The organism is Nocardioides sp. SYSU D00065, from assembly GCF_017916425.1.
In the GTDB taxonomy this organism is placed as follows: Bacteria; Actinomycetota; Actinomycetes; order Propionibacteriales; family Nocardioidaceae; genus Nocardioides.
The window spans coordinates 222,914-239,745 of sequence record NZ_JAFMSX010000005.1 but is presented as its reverse complement, the minus strand read 5'-3'; the positions used below and the strand labels follow the sequence as shown (position 1 = coordinate 239,745).

Here is a 16,832-nt window from a genome sequence, read left to right as displayed (position 1 = left end):
CGACTCGCCGTTCGCCCTGCTGGTCGGCATGATGCTGGACCAGCGCATTCGATAGCCATTAACAGGCGGCGCGCTCTCAGGTCGTGTGTCGGTCGATGTAGTCGCCGAGGGCGAGGACCACGTCCAAGCGCCATCGCAAATCGGTGTCCTCGATCGTTGCAGCCAGCGCCTCAGGACTGTCGAGTGCGGTATCGAGCAGAGCCGTCGGTGGTGTCAGTGCCTCGAACACCGCTCTCTTCTCTGGGTCGGCAAGTGCTGCCAGGTCTTCCTCGAAGACGCTCTCTTCTGCTCGCTCCAGGATCAGCAGAAGTGCTTCGCGATCGGCCGCGAGGATGGCGTCCAGGCTTGCTCTGAACTCGTCGGACATGACATCGGTCGGTTCAGGAAGAGCGACCGTGTGCGCAACACCCTGCTCATCGATCCACACGGGACCGGAGCGTAGTGCCCTGTGATCTGCGGCAAGATGAAGGCATGGGCTTCCACATCACCGGTGACCCGGCAGCCGACAAGGTGCTGGACGACTCGCCGTTCGCACTCCTAGCAGCGATGATGCTCGACCAGCAGAGTCGTTAACCATGGAGTGGACTGGCTATGACGCCGTTGTTCTGACTGCCGTCGCAATGGGTGGAGGTTCCCTTGACCGTCTGCTGGCTGACATAGATGCCTGCAACCACGACGTTCCCCCATTCGAGCTTGTTGGACCTGCACTCAGTCGGTTGGCGGGCGCGGGGTCATCGAGAAGAGTGCCGGTGGATATCGTCTGACGCGCTTGGGCAAGGGCGTGGTCAAGGGAACACGTGCGTCCACGATCTCGCGGGTCGCGACGGTCAAGGCTCGGCTGGAGACCGTGGAGCCCGGCCCTGAACTCGAGGTTCTGGACCAAGGCGATTGGCAGACGGCCATCGCGCGATATATCGGTAGCCACGACGGCTGAGAGCAAGGAGCGTGCGCTAATGGGCTTCAACATCACGGGCATCCCCAAGGCGGACAGGATCCTCGATGAGTCACCGTTTGCTCTCGTCTGCGCGATGATGCTCGATCAGCAGTACCCCATGGAGCACGCGTTCCGGGGCCCGGCCAAGGTGCTGGAGAGGTTCGGCACGCTCGAGCCCGGAAGCATCGCGGCCGCGGATCCCGAGGAGTTCGCGGCCATGGCATCCACGCCGCCGGCGATCCACCGGTTCCCCGGCTCGATGGCGGCTCGACTCCAGGAGCTGGCCCGCATCGTGGAGGACACGTACGGCGGGGACGCCGCGCGGCTGTGGACCGAGGCGGAGGACGGCAAGGACCTGCTGAAGCGGGTGATGGCGCTGCCGGGCTTCGGCAAGCAGAAGGCACAGATCTTCGTGGCGCTGCTGGCCAAGCAGCTCGGCGTACGACCCCTGGGCTGGGAGGCGGTCGTGGGGGACTACGCCCTCGACGGACACCGCTCGGTGGCTGACGTCGTCGACGCCGACTCGCTCCAGAAGGTCCGGGACTTCAAGAAGGCCAAGAAGGCCAAGAAGGCCAAGGCGGCCGAGCAGTCCTGAGCCGCGCCGTCGGCCGGTCGATGCCCGCCCATGCCGGGGGCCGTGGCAGAATGACGATGCGGCTCTTGACGTCACCGGGCCTCGCCGCGCCCCGAAGTTGTTCGACGAGAGGTGTTCGTGTCCTCACACGCACGCAAGTTGCTTCCCGCAGAGGTGCTGTCGCACCCCTCCATCGCTGCCCTGGTCGCCGGTGGCACGCCCACCGGCATGGTGTCGCCAGAGGACGTACGCCGCGCCAGTGACGAGGCCGGTGTCGAGCCCAAGCACCTCAAGGCCCTGCTGGTGCACCTGAGCGGCCTCGGGATCTCGGTGCAGGTCGACGCGACCAGCCTGCGCGCGGTCGCCGCGACCAGCAAGCGCTCGGCGACCTCGGCCGCCGCCAAGAAGGCGCCGGCCAAGAAGGCGCCCGCGAAGGCCGCTGCGACCAAGGCCGCCCCGGCGAAGAAGACGGCCGCCAAGGCCGTCGCCGCGACCGGCGAGGCGGCCGGCGACGAGGTCGTGGACCTCGGCGTCGTCGAGGCGCCGGTGGTCGGCCCGGACGGCAAGAAGGTCCTGCCGGACATCCCCGACGAGGAGTTCGAGAAGGACGTCGCCGCCGACCCGACGATCAAGGAGGACGAGAAGCAGGCCTTCACCGTCTCCGCGGCCGACGAGACCGACGAGCCCGAGCAGCAGGTCATGGTGGCCGGCGCCACCGCCGACCCGGTCAAGGACTACCTCAAGCAGATCGGCAAGGTCCCCCTCCTCAACGCCGAGATGGAGGTCGAGCTCGCCAAGCGCATCGAGGCCGGCCTGTTCTCGGAGGAGAAGCTGGCCAAGGGCGGTCGGATCAGCCCGAAGATGCTCGAGGAGTACGAGTGGATCGCCGAGGACGGGCGGCGCGCCAAGAACCACCTCCTCGAGGCCAACCTGCGCCTCGTGGTCTCGCTGGCCAAGCGCTACACCGGTCGCGGCATGCTCTTCCTCGACCTCATCCAGGAGGGCAACCTCGGCCTGATCCGCGCGGTCGAGAAGTTCGACTACACCAAGGGCTACAAGTTCTCGACGTACGCCACGTGGTGGATCCGGCAGGCGATCACCCGCGCCATGGCCGACCAGGCGCGCACCATCCGCATCCCGGTGCACATGGTCGAGGTCATCAACAAGCTCGCCCGCGTGCAGCGCCAGATGCTGCAGGACCTGGGCCGCGAGCCCACTCCGGAGGAGCTGGCCAAGGAGCTCGACATGACCCCGGAGAAGGTCATCGAGGTCCAGAAGTACGGACGTGAGCCCATCTCGCTGCACACCCCGCTGGGCGAGGACGGGGACTCGGAGTTCGGCGACCTGATCGAGGACTCCGAAGCCATCGTCCCGGCCGACGCGGTCTCGTTCACGCTGCTGCAGGAGCAGCTGCACGCGGTGCTCGACACCCTGTCCGAGCGCGAGGCCGGCGTGGTGTCGATGCGCTTCGGCCTCACCGACGGCCAGCCGAAGACGCTCGACGAGATCGGCAAGGTCTACGGCGTGACGCGCGAGCGGATCCGCCAGATCGAGTCCAAGACGATGTCCAAGCTGCGCCACCCGAGCCGTTCGCAGGTCCTGCGCGACTACTTGGACTGACGTCCGCTGCGCCGGTCGGGTCTGGCCGGGAACGCGCGCTGCTCGCTAGGGTCGAGGATCCCCGACCCCAGGAGGCGTTCGTGTCCGACCAGGCTCGCCCGGCGACGTACCGCACCCTGGACGAGGTCGACGAGACGCTCAGCCCGGCCGAGCAGCGCTTCGAGCGACTGCGGCGGACGTCCGGGCTGGTGGCAGGTCCGGTGGCCGCCGTCCTGGTGTACCTGCTCTGCTCCGGGCTCGATGACCCCGCGCAGAAGCTCGCGGGCATCCTCAGCCTGGTCATCGTCTGGTGGATGACCGAGGCGATCCCCATCCCGGTCACCGCCATGCTGGCGATGGGGCTGTGCGTGCTGCTCGGGGTCGCGCCGGCCGAGGAGGTCTTCGCGCTCTTCGGCAACTCGACGATCTTCGTCTTCATCGGCGGCTTCGTGCTGGCCGAGGCGATGCGCAAGCACGGACTCGACCAGCGCTTCGCCTACCGGGTGCTCAGCATCCCCGGCGTGGCCTCGTCCACGGTGCGGGTGGTCGTGGCGTTCGGGCTCATCAGCGCCGGACTGAGCGCGTTCGTGTCCAACACCGCGAGCGCGGCGATGCTGATGCCGATCGCCATGGGCATCATCGGCTTCCTGGCTGGCCGGGTGTCCGCGCAGTCGCAGGAGGAGACGGACCCCGAGGACGTACGGCGGCTGCGCTTCTCCACGGCACTGCTGCTGATGGTGGCGTACGGCGCCAGCGTCGGCGGCCTGCTGACCCCGGTGGGCAGCCCGCCGAACCTCATCGGCCGCGAGCTGATCACCCAAGAGACGGGGGAGGAGATTCCGTTCTTCACGTGGATGCTCCTGGCGTTCCCGGTCGTCGCACTGATGTTCGTCGCGCTGTGCGTGGTCCTGCTGCGGCTGAACCGGCCCGAGACCAAGCGGATCGAGGGCGCCGAGGAGTTCATCCGCCAGCAGCGAGGTAAGCTGGGGCCGATGGGGCGCGGCGGGCGCAACACCCTGATCGCCTTCGCCGTCACCGTCGCCCTCTGGGTCTTTCCCGGCGCCGTCGCTCTCGCCACGGGCGGCGAGGGCGCGTTCTACGACAGCGTGGCCGCGCACCTGCAGGAGGGGGCCGTCGCGATCCTCGGGGCGAGCCTGCTCTTCCTGCTGCCGATCGACTGGTCGCGCCGGCAGTTCACCATCACCTGGAACGACGCGGCACGCATCGACTGGGGCACGATCGTGCTGTTCGGCTCCGGCATCGCGCTCGGTGGCCTGTTGGGCTCCACCGGGCTCGCCGAGACGATGGGGGTCGCGCTCAGCGACCTGCTCGGCGTGAGCTCGCTGGTGTCGATCACGCTCCTGGCGACCGTGATCGCCGTGGTCATCAGCGAGACCACGAGCAACACCGCGAGCGTGGGCGTCGTGGCGCCGATCGCGATCCAGCTCGCCGTCGCCGCGGACGTCAACCCCGCGATCCCCGCCCTGGCGGCGGTGTTCGGCGCCTCGTACGGCTTCATGCTCCCGGTCTCGACGCCGCCCAACGCGATCGTCTACGGCACCGGCCTGGTCCCCATCACCCGCATGCTGCGCTCGGGGGTCGTCTTCGACCTCATCGGGATCGTCATCATCGTCGCGGGCGTGACCACCATGGCCAACGTGCTCGGCATCGGCTGACGCGACGATTGTCCGTCCTCGACCCGCGGCACCGACCGCGTGCCGCGGCTACGGTGACCTGCATGTCCGACACGGGTGGCGGGTCTCGCGATGGTCGTCTGGTGCGCTGCGGGACGGTCGCCGCGTCCCTGGCTGCCGCCGTCCTGCTCGCCTCGTGCTCGGCCGGCCCGGCGGACGGCCCGGACGAGTCACCGACGCGGGGCCGGTCCAGCGAGCCGTCCACGCCGCCCGAGTCGGAACGCGGCGTCGAGGGAGAGTCCCCGACCGCTCCCGAGCCGGCACCGACGCCCCCGCCGGTGTCGGTCGACGACCTCAATCGGGCCACGGCGGTCGGAGCCGTGCAGCACCTCGCCGGACGCATCGGACCGCGCGAGACCACGAGCCCTGCCTACGCCCGCGCTGCCGCATGGGTGAGCCGCGAGCTGCGGGCGATGGGCTACGAGGTCGAGCGGCAGCCGGTCGACGTACCCGCGGGCGTCTCCTGGTGGGGCGACCCCGTCGCTGCGGGGCGCTCGCACAACCTGGTCGCCACGACGCCCGGTTTCGACCGCACGCGCCCGCACCTCGTGGTGGGAGCGCACTTGGACACGGTCGCGCGGGCCCCGGGCGCGGAGGACAACGCCTCCGGAGTGGCGGTGATGCTCGCGGTCGCCGAGGCCGCCGCGCAGGCACGCACCCGCCTGCCCGTCGTGTTCGTGGCCTTCGGGGCGGAGGAGCCGCGAGGGCCGAGCGACGACGACCACCACTACGGCTCGCGACGCTACGTCGCGCTCCTCACGCCGCCGGAGCGCCGCGCCCTGCGTGCGATGGTGTCGCTCGACCGGGTGGGCGTGGGGGACCGGGTGCCGGTCGCCTCAGCCGGGGACGGCGACCCGGCGCAGCGCTCCCTGCTGACCGCGGCCCGCCGCGCGGGCATCCCGGTCGTCGCCGAGACGCAGCAGCGTAGCAGCGACCACTGGTCGTTCGTGCGCGACGGGCTGCCGGCCGCGCGGCTCGGCTCCACGTCGTACGCGGCGTACCACTCGCCGGCCGACGTGCCGTCGGTCGTGTCGGGTGCCCAGCTCGAGCGCGTCGGGCGCCTGGTCCTGGAGTGGCTGGCGCCGCAGTGAGGTGAGCGGAGGGTGCGGTCAGCGGCGCAGGCCGGCGCAGGCCCGCAGCGAGCTCAGGTCCGCTGCGAACTCCGCCACAGCGGGGCCGCGCAGCGGAGCGGCGAGACCGTCGACACCGATCGCGGCCGGCCACCACGAGGACCGGACGACCCTGGCGCGGTCCGCCTCCGGCCCCGGCGGTCGCACGGTGAGCGTGAGGACGCCGGTCCGGCCGGGGGAGTACCAGGCGAAGTTGCCGAGACCGTAGGCCACGTAGCCGGGGCCCAGCCGACCGTCGCCCTGCAGCACGTGGGCGTGGGCGCCGACGACCACGTCCGCGCCGGCCTCGACCAGGCGGGACGCTAGCGTGCGCTGCTGCGCACTCGGGCAGCTCTCGCCCTGGATTCCCCAGTGGAGGTACGTCACGACCACGCCGGCGTCCCGATCGGCGTGACGCACCGCCGCGAGCAGCCGTGCCGGGTCCATCGCGTCGGCGATCCCGGACCGGTGATCACCCGCCGCCCACCGACTCGTCGGGTCGGCCGTCGGGTCCTGGTCGGCGACGGACGCGGCGAGGGTGGCGACGGTCGCGGATCCCGTCTCCGACAGGGCCGGCCGGAACGCCTCGGCGGCGTTCCTCCCGATGCCGACCACCGCCAGCGGCGGGTCGGCGGACGCGGCCTGACGGGCGGCGCGCAGCGTGCTGGGCAGGCGGTCGCGGCCGAAGTCGAGCGCGTGGTTGTTGGCCATGACGGCGACGTCGACGCCCGCAGCGGCCAGCGCGTCGAGGGCGGCGGGGCCGGCCGAGAAGGTGAAGCGCTTGCCGGGCTCGGGTCGGCCGCCGGTGCCGACGGAGGTCTCGAGGTTCACCACGGCGACGTCGGCGCGCCGCAGCGGTCCGGCGGCGGGCGCCAGCGCCGTGGCGGGCTCGCGCAGCCGCTGCGCCAGCGCACCCTCGAAGTGCACGTCACCGGCGAAGGCGATGCTGATCGGTGGTGCCCGGTGCTCCGGATCGCTCGAGGAGGTGCGCTCCGTGGCGGCGGGCGGGGTGGCGGACGCCCCATCGTGTCGCGCCGGGTCCGCGGAAGGACCGGCCGGGGCGGTGCAGCCCGCGCCGCACGCGGCGAGCAGCAGCGCCGCAACCGCACGGCTGCGGCGTACGCGCACCACCCGCGCCCCCGTCACGCCGCCATGGTGCCACTGCGGGCAGCCCGCCGCCCGCGGGCACCCGCAGGTAGGTGGACGCGGCAGTGGTCCGGGGTGACACACTCGGGGCCATGAGGACTCGGATCCCCCTGGCCGCCCTGACCGCGTCGGCGCTCGCCGTGCTCGTCGGTGCCCCTGCGCACGCGGAGCTGTACGCCATCGACGACCCGGCGGACGCTCAGGCCTCGCTCAGCGACATCCGGGGCCTGCAGGTCAACCACGGGTCGGCCAACGTGCTGGTCAAGGTGCGCTTCGCCGAGCTCGTGCGGTCGAGCGCGGCCGGCGTGTCGGTCTACCTCGACACCGACCGCGACGCGAAGGGACCGGAGTACGTCCTCAGCAGCGGCCTGGGGGACGGCACCGACTACGTCCTGACGGAGGCCGACGGGTGGCAGGGCAGCGACCAGCGGATCGACTGCGACTACTCCGCCCGGCCGAAGTGGGGCAAGGACGTGTTCCGCGCGGTGCTGAGCCGCGACTGCCTCGACGACGCCGCCGCCGTACGGGTGTCGGTCAAGATGGTCGACCAGGCCGACGGGTCGCACCCGGTCATGGACTGGGCCCCCCGGCGCTACCGGTGGACCATGCCGATCGCCTCCGGCCTCGGGGTCTGACCACGGCTGGTCGCGAGCGGGACCGCCGTCAGGTGAGGGTCACGTGACGACGACGCCGACGACCCAGGTCACCGCTGCGAGGAACGCCGCCAGCAGCTCGATGAGGATCGACACGCCGACCGCCTTGAGGGCGCTCGTCGTGGACGGCCACGCCCGGGCCGCGCCGACCCGGCCCCGCTCGGCCACGTAGACGCCGAGGACGAAGCCGATGAACATGCCGACCACGGGGACGACGAAGAAGCCGACGAAGGCCAGGAGGGCCCCCACGAGCAGGGTCCGGTTGGGGACGCCGGACGCCTTGAGCCGGCGACCGGGGACGAGGTACTTCACCACTGAGCCGCCGACGAGCAGGATCGCGCACGCGGCGAAGACCACCCACGCCGTCGTCGTGCCGATCTCCAGCGCCCACACCAGGATCGCGCCGAGCACGAGCAGCGTGCCGGGCAGGACGGGGACGATGATGCCCGCGATGCCGACGGCGATCGCCAGGGCGACGAGGAACTCAGTGGCGCTCACGCGCCCAGCCTCCCAGACCCGGCCGTGAACGCAGCACGGCCCCGGAGAGCGTGTCCGGGGCCGTGCTGGAAGTAGGTGGGTGTCGGGGGTGCTGCTCAGGCCTCGCTGTCGGCGGCCGGCGTCGCCGGCGTGCCCAGCTTGTGGGTCTCGTCGTGGACGGTGGCCGCGACCTCGCGGAGCTTCTCGCCGTGCTCGCGAGCGTGGTGGGCGCAGAAGAGCAGCTCGCCGCCGGTCTGGAGCTCCACTCGGAGGTAGGCCTGGGCGCCGCAGCGGTCGCAGCGGTCACCGGCCGTGAGGACGGCCTGGGTGGGTGCGGTGGCAGTGGTCACGTCAGCCTCATTTCTGTTCATCGGTGTCTGGCCCAACGTAGCCAGTGGGACAAACATTCCCGCCGGCCCATCTCGCTCGGGAGCCATCTGCAGTCAATCACGTCCCCCTGTTCCCCGCTGGCGTTGTCCGCAACGCTGGACGAGCCGTCGAGGTGCGACGCCTTCGGGGAGGCCCACGCTAGCCCCGCCCGGTCCCGGCCCCGCGCAGGCGTGCCTGCGGCGTCGTACGGCGTGTCGCGGGTAGGGTCGGACGGTCAGGCAACGCTCGTAGGAGCGCCCGTTCCACCATGACAGGACGTCCGTGGCAGCACCGGCAGACAACACCTACAACGCAGCACACCTCCTGGTCCTCGAGGGCCTCGACGCCGTGCGCAAGCGGCCGGGCATGTACATCGGCTCGACCGACACGCGCGGGCTCATGCACTGCCTGTGGGAGATCATCGACAACGGCGTCGACGAGGCCCTCGCCGGCGTCGCGCACCGGGTCGAGGTGACGCTGCACGACGACGGCTCCGTCGAGGTGTTCGACGACGGGCGCGGCATCCCGACCGACAAGGAGCCCAAGACGGGGCTCTCGGGCGTGGAGGTGGTGGCGACCAAGCTGCACGCCGGCGGCAAGTTCGGCGGTGGCTCGTACGTCGCCACCGGCGGCCTGCACGGCGTCGGGCTCTCCGTGGTCAACGCGCTGTCGTCGCGGATGGACATCGACGTCGACCGCTCGCCGCACCAGCAGGGACTGTCCTTCCAGCGCGGCGTGCCGGGCGTCTTCGACGGCGACGGACCGGGCGCGCCGTTCACCCCCAGGTCGGGGCTGACGCGCAAGGGCAAGCGCGTCGCCAAGGGCAGGACGGGCACGCGGATCCGGTTCTGGCCCGACCGGCAGATCTTCACCAAGGACGCGCGCTTCGAGATGGAGGGCCTGATCGGGCGCGCGCGCCAGACGTCGTACATCGTGCCGGGCCTCGAGCTGGTCATCCGCGACCAGCGCGCCTCGGAGATGGTCGAGGAGAAGTTCCGTCACGACGGCGGCATCGCCGAGTTCGTCGAGTTCCTCTCCCACGGGGAGCCGGTCACCGACATCCTGCGCCTGCAGGGCACCGACACGTTCACCGAGACCGTGCCGCTGCTCGACGACAAGGGCCACATGACGCCGCAGGAGGTCGAGCGCGAGCTCGCCGTGGACGTCGCGGTGCGGTGGGACACCGCCTACGACACCGAGCTGCGCTCCTTCGTCAACGTCATCGCCACGCCGAAGGGCGGCACGCACGTCAGCGGCTTCGAGGCGGCCCTGACCAAGACGTTCAACGACGCCATGCGCGCGGCCAAGGTGCTCAAGGCCGCCGACGCCGACGTCATCAAGGACGACGTGCTGGAGGGCCTCACCGCCGTGGTGACCGTGCGCCTGGCCGAGCCGCAGTTCGAGGGCCAGACCAAGGAGATCCTGGGCACGCCCGCCGCGCGCAGCGTCGTACGCAAGGTCGTCGCCGCGGAGCTCAAAGCGTTCCTCACCTCGACCAAGCGGGCCGAGAAGGCGCAGGCCAAGCTCCTGATGGAGAAGGTCGCCGGGGCGTCCAAGACGCGGCTGGCGGCGCGCCAGCACAAGGAGAACCAGCGCCGCAAGAACGCGCTGGAGTCCTCGGCGCTGCCCGCCAAGCTGTTCGACTGCCGCAGCACGGACACCGAGCGCACCGAGCTGTTCATCGTCGAGGGCGACTCGGCCATGGGCACCGCCAAGGCCGCGCGGAGCAGCGAGTTCCAGGCGTTGCTGCCGATCCGCGGCAAGATCCTCAACGTCCAGAAGGCGTCGGTCGGCGACATGCTCAAGAACGCCGAGTGCGCCTCGATCATCCAGGTGGTCGGCGCCGGGTCGGGGCGTACGTTCGACCTCGAGCAGGCCCGCTACGGGCGGATCATCCTGATGGCCGACGCCGACTCCGACGGCGCGCACATCCGGTGCCTGCTCGCGACGCTGTTCTTCAAGTACATGCCCGACCTGGTGCGCGACGGGCGGCTCTTCTCCGCCGTACCGCCGCTGCACCGCATCGAGCTGTCCAATCCCAGGAAGGGGATGGACAAGTACATCTACACCTACTCCGACGACGAGCTGCAGCGGAAGCTGGCCGAACTGAAGAAGAAGAACCTGCGCTGGAAGGACCCGGTCCAGCGCTACAAGGGTCTCGGCGAGATGGACGCCGACCAGCTGGCCGAGACCACGATGGATCCGCGCTACCGCACGCTGCGCAAGCTGACGATCGACGACGTCGACGAGGCCAGCCGGGTCTTCGACCTCCTGATGGGCTCCGACGTCGCGCCGCGCAAGGAGTTCATCGTGCAGGGCGCCTACGAGGTGGACGTCGAGGCGCTGGACGCCTGAACCGGGGCTCCGGCGCCTGACGCTTCATCACGGTATGTCGCCGAACGGGCACTTCCCGCGGTGAACTGACCCAGGGGAGTGCCGGTTCACCGACATACCGTGATGAAGCAGCAGCAGGCGAGCGGGCGGAGGCTCACACGTGCTGGGTGAGCAGGCCAGTGTCGACGTCGTACAGGAAGCCGCCGACGGCTGCGCGGTCACCGATGAGCGGGTGGGTGCGCACCTTGGCGACGTCCTGGCGCAGCTGGTCGAGCTGGTCGGTGACGACGCCGAACGACTGCCAGCTGGCGTCGACGCCGGCGGACTCGCCGACCTTGGCGCGCAGCTCCTGCTCGGACGCCGAGGCCATCGCGCAGCGGGTGTGCGGGACCACGAGGATCCGCTGCACGTTGAGCAGGTGCACGCCGAGCACCAGCGCCTCGAGGGCCTGGGGCGTCACCCGGCCACCCGGGTTGCGGAAGATCTTCGCGTCGCCGTGCCGCAGGCCGAGCATGCGCAAGGGGTCGATGCGCGAGTCCATGCAGGTCACCAGCGCGATGCCCGCGTGGGCCTTGCCGTCGAAACCGCCGAGGTCGAAGTTCTCCGCGAAGGCGCGGTTGGCCTGCATCAGGTCGTCGAAGTCGCTCACGACCCGCAGGGTAGCGCTCCTCAGGCGCCGCCCGAGAACACCTCCCGTGTGCCGACACGGGTGGGACCGACCTGGCGGAACAGCACGAGAGCCAGGACGGCCGCCACGGCTGCGCACCCCGCCGCACCCCAGAACACCGCGTGCTCCTGGGCGATGCCGGCCACGCGGAGCAGGTCGGAGAACTCCTGGCACCGGCTCGCGCCGTCGCAGACCTCCTGCACGGGGGGGACGTCCCGCTGCTCGGCGTAGTAGCGGCGCAGGCCGACCGTGGTGAGGGCCGAGATGCCGACCAGCATGCCGACCATGCGCGCCACCACGACGAAGGCGCTGGCGACCCCGTGCGCGTGGTCGTCGGTGGACGCGAGCAGCGCGGCGTTGACCGGCGCCAGCGCGAGGCCGAACCCGAGCCCGCCGGTCACGAGCGCGAGGTTGGCGACCGGCTCCTCGATCGTGGTGAGCCCCCACCGGGTCATCAGCACGAAGGCGGCGGCCGCCATCAGCATCCCGGCGGCGGTGACGAGCCCAGGGGAGAGGAACCGGATCACGTAGCCCCCGGCGACGGCGCCGACGGGCAGGGCCACCAGGAAGCGGACCAGCACGAGCGCCGCGGGCAGCTGGTCGTCGGGGTAGACCGTGGTGCGGGCGAACAGGGGGATGTCGATGAGCGCGGCGATCAGCGCGGCGCCGACGAAGAAGCTCACCAGCAGCGCCCCCCACGCCGGCGTACGACGCAGGGCGCCGCGCGGCACGAGCGGATCGGCGGCGCGGCGCACGTGCCAGCCGAAGGCGACGGCGGCGACCGCCCCGCCGAGGAGGTACCACCGCCCGCGCGGGGAGAACACCTCCACCTTGGGGTCGGCCGTGGCGAAGGCGAGGATGACCCCGCCGAGGGCGGCGGCCAGCAGCAGCGCGCCGGCGAGGTCGGCCTCCACCAGCACTCGCGCCCAGCCACGCAGGTCCAGGAGCGGTCGCGCGGACCACCAGCACCAGGCGAGGAGCAGCACGAGCGCGACGACGGTGGCGACGCCGATCGGCGTCAGCCAGCGGCCCTCGCCGGCGAACGGGATGAACAGCTGACCCCAGGTCAGGTCGCGCATCAGCGCGGAGGGGCGCAGGAACACCACCGCGCCGCCGGCGAAGGTCGCGAGCAGCAGGAGGAGACCGACCGCGTCGACCCGACGCCGCTCGGGACGCCCGCGCGGGGCGAGGGCCTGGATGGCTGCGGCCAGGACGAGGCCGACCGCCAGGTTGATTGCGAAGATCGCCCGCCAGTCCGACACCGCCAGCACGGCGGCGCCGAAGAGCGGACCGAGGACCGAGCCGATCTCCTGCACCGCCGAGACCACGCCCAGCGGGACCCCGCGGCGCTGCACCGGGTAGAGGTCGGCGACCAGGGCGAGCGTCGCCGGGACCAGCCCGCCACCGCCGACTCCCTGGAGGAACCGCCCGGCGACGATGCTCGGCATGTCGTAGGCCAGTGTGGTGACCAGCGAGCCGAGCGCGAACAGCACGAGGGCCATGACCAGGACCGGCACCCGGCCGCGCAGGTCGGCGATGCGACCGATGAGTGGGAGCATGGCGACGTAGCCGAGCAGGAACCCGCTGACGATCGGCGCCGCCCGCTGCAGCTGATCGATCGGGACGCCGACCCCGGTCATCATGTCGGGCAGCGCCAGCACCACGACGTACGTGTCGGCGGCCGCGAACGCGACAGCGACCGCCGCCATCGCGAGCAGGAGCCGCGAGGTGCGCGAGACCGGCCCCGCCCCCGTGCCGGTCGCGGTGCCGCTCACGGCGCGGTGATGTCCTTCTCGGTGCCGTAGCCGGCGAACTCGACGGTGTACGTCATCGGGTCGGCCTGGGGGTAGAAGACGCCGGTGAGGGTCGCGCTGCGCAGCTCCCCCTCGTCGGTGATCTGCCACTCGACGTCGAAGGAGTCGCCCGACGAGGAGGGGATCACGGCGTCCATGGCGTCGCCCGGCACGGTGCCCGAGTACGTCGTGAGCACCTCGGAGTTGTCCGACCCGCCGCGCACGCTCTCGCCCGCTTCCGGGGACTCCGTGAGCTCGAGCAGGCCGGCGAAGCCGTCCTCGCCGACGAGACCGGAGGGATCCGGCGCGCCGTACTCCTTCGGGTTGACCTCGTTCCAGCCCGGGGTGAACGGCAGCTGGGCGTAGACGGTGTCGTCGACCGCGATCACCGGTACGTCGACCGTCTGTCCGGCGAAGACGACGGTGATGGAGCCGTCGAAGGCCGGCGCGCTCGTCACGGTGCCGACGGCCCGGGTAATGCCGGTGACGCCGTCCGGCAGCGCGTCGGTCGACAGCGTCACGTCGACGCCGCTCGTCTCGGCGAGCGTGGCCGACGCCTCGGCCAGCACCTTCTCGGGCGACTCGCCCTCCTCGGCCGGGGTGTCGTCGCCGGAGCAGGCGGCGAGGGCGGGCAGGGCCAGCAGGACCGCGGCCGCGGTGGCGGCGAGACGTCCGGAGGTCCGGGCACGAGCGAGCATGGGCTCAGCCTTCCACAGGAGCGGAAGCCGCACCGTCGACGTCGGAGGCGACCTGGGATGCGACCTGGGATGCGACCTGGGATGCGACCTGGGATGCGACGGGCGAGGCCACCGCTGCGATCGGCTGGGCGGCGGGGATGCCGGACCCGTCGCGCCGGCCGGTGGCCTCGGGCAGGTCGACGGGGGCACCGCTGGACGCGGCCGCGCGCGCCGGCCCTCGTCCGGCCCAGGCCGTGACCAGCGTGTCCTCGCCCTTGAGGAACCGGTGGCTGCGGACGCCGCCGGTGGCCCGGCCCTTGCCGGGGTACTCGCTGAACGGCGTGACCTTGACCGACCCCGCCTCGGTGCCCGGCAGGGCCGTCGACGAGCCGGAGGCGGTGACCACGACGGCGCCGGCGGGGTCGAAGGCGCCGAAGAAGGCCACGTGCTGACCGGCGCCGAGCTTGATCCCCGTGATGCCGCCGCCAGCGCGGCCCTGCGGGCGGACGCCGGAGGCGGGGAAGTGGAGAAGCTGCGCGTCGGTGGAGATGAAGCACAGCTCCTCCTCGCCCGTGGTGAGCTCGACCGCGCCGACGACCTCGTCGCCGTCGCGCAGGCCGATGACCTCCCACTCGTCGCGTGCGAGGACTTCCGGATTGACCCGCTTGACCACGCCGTCGCGGGTGCCCAGGGCGAGGCCGGGTCCCTCGGTGGTCAGCGACGTCAGCGCCAGGGCGCGCTCGCCGGGCGCGAGCGGGAGCATCTCGCTGAGGGGGTAGCCGCCCTGGAGGTTGGGGTCGTTGGCGGAGTCGGGCAGTTCGGGCATGTCGAGCACGCCGACCTTGACCAGCCGTCCGCGGTTGGTGACGACCCCGACCTCGCCCCGCGCGGTGGTGCGCACCGCGCTCACCACCACGTCGTGGTTGGCGCGGCCCTCGCCGTGCCCGGGCGCGGTCGCGGACGTCGTACGGGCCAGGAGCCCGGTCGACGACAGCAGCGCGAAGCACGGGTCGTCGGCCACCTCGACCGGCGTCGCGGCGGTGACGGCCGTCCCGGCCGAGGCCAGCAGGACCGTACGTCGCGGCGTGCCGTGCTCCTTGGCGACGTCGGTGAGCTCGTCGGACACGACCCTGCGGAGCAGCTGCTCGTCGGCGAGGATCGCGTCGAGGTGCTCGATGGTGCGCTCGAGCTCGTTCTTCTCCTTCTCCAGCTCGAGCTTGGAGAAGCGGGTCAGCCGGCGCAGCGGCATGTCGAGGATGTAGTCGGCCTGGACCTCGGACAGGTCGAAGACCGAGATGAGGCGCTCCTTGGCGGCGGCGGCGTTGTCGGAGGAGCGGATCACCTGGATGACCTCGTCGATGTCGAGGATCGCGATGAGCAGCCCCTCGACGAGGTGCAGCCGGTCGGCGGCCTTGGCCCGGCGGAACGCGGAGCGGCGGCGTACGACGTCGAAGCGGTGCTCGAGGAAGACCTCGAGCAGCTGCTTGAGCCCGAGGGTGCGCGGCTGGCCGTCGACGAGCGCGACGGCGTTGATGCCGAAGGAGTCCTCCATCGGGGTCTGGCGGTAGAGCTGCTCGAGGAGCGCCTCGGGGACGAAGCCGTTCTTGACCTCGATGACCAGCCGGAGCCCGTTGTCGCGGTCGCTGAGGTCCTTGATGTCGGCGATGCCCTGCAGCTTCTTGGCCAGCACGAGCTTCTTGATCTGCTCCATGACGCGCTCGGTCCCGACGCCGTAGGGCAGCTCGGTGACCACGATGCCCTTGCGGCGCGCGGTCACCGCCTCCACGCGCGCGGTGGCGCGCATCCGGAACGTGCCGCGGCCGGACTCGTAGGCGTCGCGGATCCCGTCGAGCCCGACGATCTTGCCGCCCGTGGGCAGGTCCGGACCGGGGATGAAGCGCATCAGGTCGTCCAGCGAGGCCTGCGGGTGGGTGATGAGGTGCTTGAGGGCCTGGACGACCTCGACGAGGTTGTGCGGCGCGATGTTGGTGGCCATGCCGACCGCGATGCCCGCCGAGCCGTTGACCAGGAGGTGCGGGATCGCGGCGGGGAGGACGACCGGCTCCATCTCCCGCGAGTCGTAGTTGGGCTTGAAGTCGACGGTGTCCTCGTCGATGGAGGCCGTCATCGCCACCGCGGCCGGCGCCATCCGGCACTCGGTGTAGCGCATCGCGGCGGGGGCGTCGTCGGGGGAGCCGAAGTTGCCGTGGCCGTCGACGGTCGGCAGCCGCATCGACCAGTGCTGCGCCATCCGGACGAGGGCGTCGTAGATCGCGCCGTCGCCGTGCGGGTGCAGCCGGCCCATCACCTCGCCGACGACGCGGGCGCTCTTCACGTGCCCGCGGTCGGGGCGCAGGGACATCTCGTCCATCGTGTAGAGGATGCGGCGCTGGACCGGCTTGAGGCCGTCGCGCGCGTCGGGCAGGGCACGCGAGTAGATGACCGAGTAGGCGTACTCCAGGAACGACGTCTGCATCTCGTCGCGGATGTCGGTGTCGAGGATGTGCTCCTCGAAGTCGTCCGGGAGGGGCTGCTTCGTCGTACGTCGTGCCATGCGCGCCATTCTTCCCGGTGCTCCCGCGTCTCGGGCCCGGGGCTCGCCGGTACGCCCCGAGCAGTCCTGCGGCGCGGCTCCGCTCCGCGGGCCGGCGGGGTGCGGGCGCCGGTGCCGGGCTCGGGGCGAGGTGGGGTTCCCCGGCTAGCCGGGGATCCCTGCAGGATCGTGGAGGATCCGAGTCACCCAGCGACACGGATCCTCCACGATGAGCGTTCGAGCCGATCGGGGCGCAGGAGGCGGCGCGGCGTA

The 16,832-nt window shown here is 71.5% G+C and carries 14 protein-coding genes; 6 read left to right on the top strand and 8 right to left on the bottom strand.

Going from position 1 to position 16,832, the window contains the following annotated elements; all coding sequences use genetic code 11:
- Positions 1 to 76: 76 nt before the first annotated feature.
- A complete protein-coding gene (locus tag J3P41_RS18240; protein WP_210652162.1) occupies positions 77 to 427 on the bottom strand; it encodes a hypothetical protein in 351 nt (116 codons plus the stop codon).
- Positions 428 to 953: 526 nt separating this feature from the next.
- Here J3P41_RS18240 and J3P41_RS18230 point away from each other — a divergent pair.
- From J3P41_RS18230 to J3P41_RS18215, 4 genes are all read left to right on the top strand, one after another.
- Positions 954 to 1,529 carry an HhH-GPD-type base excision DNA repair protein gene (locus J3P41_RS18230; protein ID WP_210652161.1) on the top strand — a complete coding sequence of 192 codons (576 nt, stop codon included), beginning with the start codon at positions 954 to 956 and terminating at the stop codon, positions 1,527 to 1,529.
- Between the two features lie 111 nt (positions 1,530 to 1,640).
- Positions 1,641 to 3,128, top strand: coding sequence for an RNA polymerase sigma factor (locus J3P41_RS18225; RefSeq protein ID WP_307862071.1), 1,488 nt, complete (start codon positions 1,641 to 1,643; stop codon positions 3,126 to 3,128).
- An 80-nt stretch (positions 3,129 to 3,208) separates the two neighbouring features.
- Entirely contained in the window at positions 3,209 to 4,783 is a 1,575-nt protein-coding gene (locus J3P41_RS18220) for a DASS family sodium-coupled anion symporter (RefSeq protein WP_210652159.1), read from the top strand.
- Between the two features lie 62 nt (positions 4,784 to 4,845).
- Positions 4,846 to 5,892, top strand: a complete 1,047-nt coding sequence (locus J3P41_RS18215; protein ID WP_210652157.1) for a M28 family metallopeptidase — start codon at positions 4,846 to 4,848, stop codon at positions 5,890 to 5,892.
- Between the two features lie 18 nt (positions 5,893 to 5,910).
- Here the strand turns inward: J3P41_RS18215 and J3P41_RS18210 are convergent, their stop codons facing one another.
- Positions 5,911 to 7,056, bottom strand: coding sequence for a CapA family protein (locus J3P41_RS18210; protein ID WP_210652154.1), 1,146 nt, complete (start codon positions 7,054 to 7,056; stop codon positions 5,911 to 5,913).
- A gap of 92 nt (positions 7,057 to 7,148) precedes the next feature.
- Here J3P41_RS18210 and J3P41_RS18205 point away from each other — a divergent pair, with 92 nt between their 5' ends.
- A complete protein-coding gene (locus J3P41_RS18205; RefSeq protein ID WP_210652151.1) occupies positions 7,149 to 7,691 on the top strand; it encodes a hypothetical protein in 543 nt (180 codons plus the stop codon).
- Between the two features lie 39 nt (positions 7,692 to 7,730).
- Here J3P41_RS18205 and J3P41_RS18200 read toward each other — a convergent pair whose 3' ends face one another.
- Together J3P41_RS18200 and J3P41_RS18195 are read right to left on the bottom strand one after the other, a co-directional pair.
- Complete coding sequence (locus tag J3P41_RS18200; RefSeq protein ID WP_210652143.1) at positions 7,731 to 8,207, bottom strand: DUF456 domain-containing protein; 477 nt, start codon at positions 8,205 to 8,207, stop codon at positions 7,731 to 7,733.
- Positions 8,208 to 8,302: 95 nt separating this feature from the next.
- Positions 8,303 to 8,557, bottom strand: coding sequence for a hypothetical protein (locus J3P41_RS18195; protein ID WP_210652141.1), 255 nt, complete (start codon positions 8,555 to 8,557; stop codon positions 8,303 to 8,305).
- A gap of 280 nt (positions 8,558 to 8,837) precedes the next feature.
- Between J3P41_RS18195 and J3P41_RS18190 the strand changes: the two genes are divergently transcribed.
- The gene (locus J3P41_RS18190; protein WP_210652140.1) at positions 8,838 to 10,910 is read left to right on the top strand and encodes a type IIA DNA topoisomerase subunit B; all 2,073 of its coding nucleotides are present in this window, start codon (positions 8,838 to 8,840) and stop codon (positions 10,908 to 10,910) included.
- Positions 10,911 to 11,043: 133 nt separating this feature from the next.
- Here the strand turns inward: J3P41_RS18190 and J3P41_RS18185 are convergent, their stop codons facing one another.
- The 4 genes from J3P41_RS18185 to J3P41_RS18170 are packed head-to-tail and all read right to left on the bottom strand — an operon-like array spanning position 11,044 to position 16,580.
- Positions 11,044 to 11,538, bottom strand: coding sequence for a carbonic anhydrase (locus J3P41_RS18185; protein ID WP_307862070.1), 495 nt, complete (start codon positions 11,536 to 11,538; stop codon positions 11,044 to 11,046).
- A gap of 20 nt (positions 11,539 to 11,558) precedes the next feature.
- Positions 11,559 to 13,331, bottom strand: a complete 1,773-nt coding sequence (locus J3P41_RS18180; RefSeq protein ID WP_307862069.1) for an MFS transporter — start codon at positions 13,329 to 13,331, stop codon at positions 11,559 to 11,561.
- Positions 13,328 to 14,047 (bottom strand): LppX_LprAFG lipoprotein, encoded by a 720-nt coding sequence (locus tag J3P41_RS18175; RefSeq protein WP_210652132.1) that lies wholly within the window; start codon positions 14,045 to 14,047, stop codon positions 13,328 to 13,330. Before J3P41_RS18175 ends, J3P41_RS18180 begins: the two co-directional genes overlap by 4 nt.
- Positions 14,048 to 14,051: 4 nt before the next feature.
- Positions 14,052 to 16,580: a DNA topoisomerase (ATP-hydrolyzing) subunit A gene (locus J3P41_RS18170; protein WP_210652128.1), complete on the bottom strand. Its 2,529-nt coding sequence runs from the start codon at positions 16,578 to 16,580 to the stop codon at positions 14,052 to 14,054.
- Between the last annotated feature and the right edge of the window lie 252 nt (positions 16,581 to 16,832).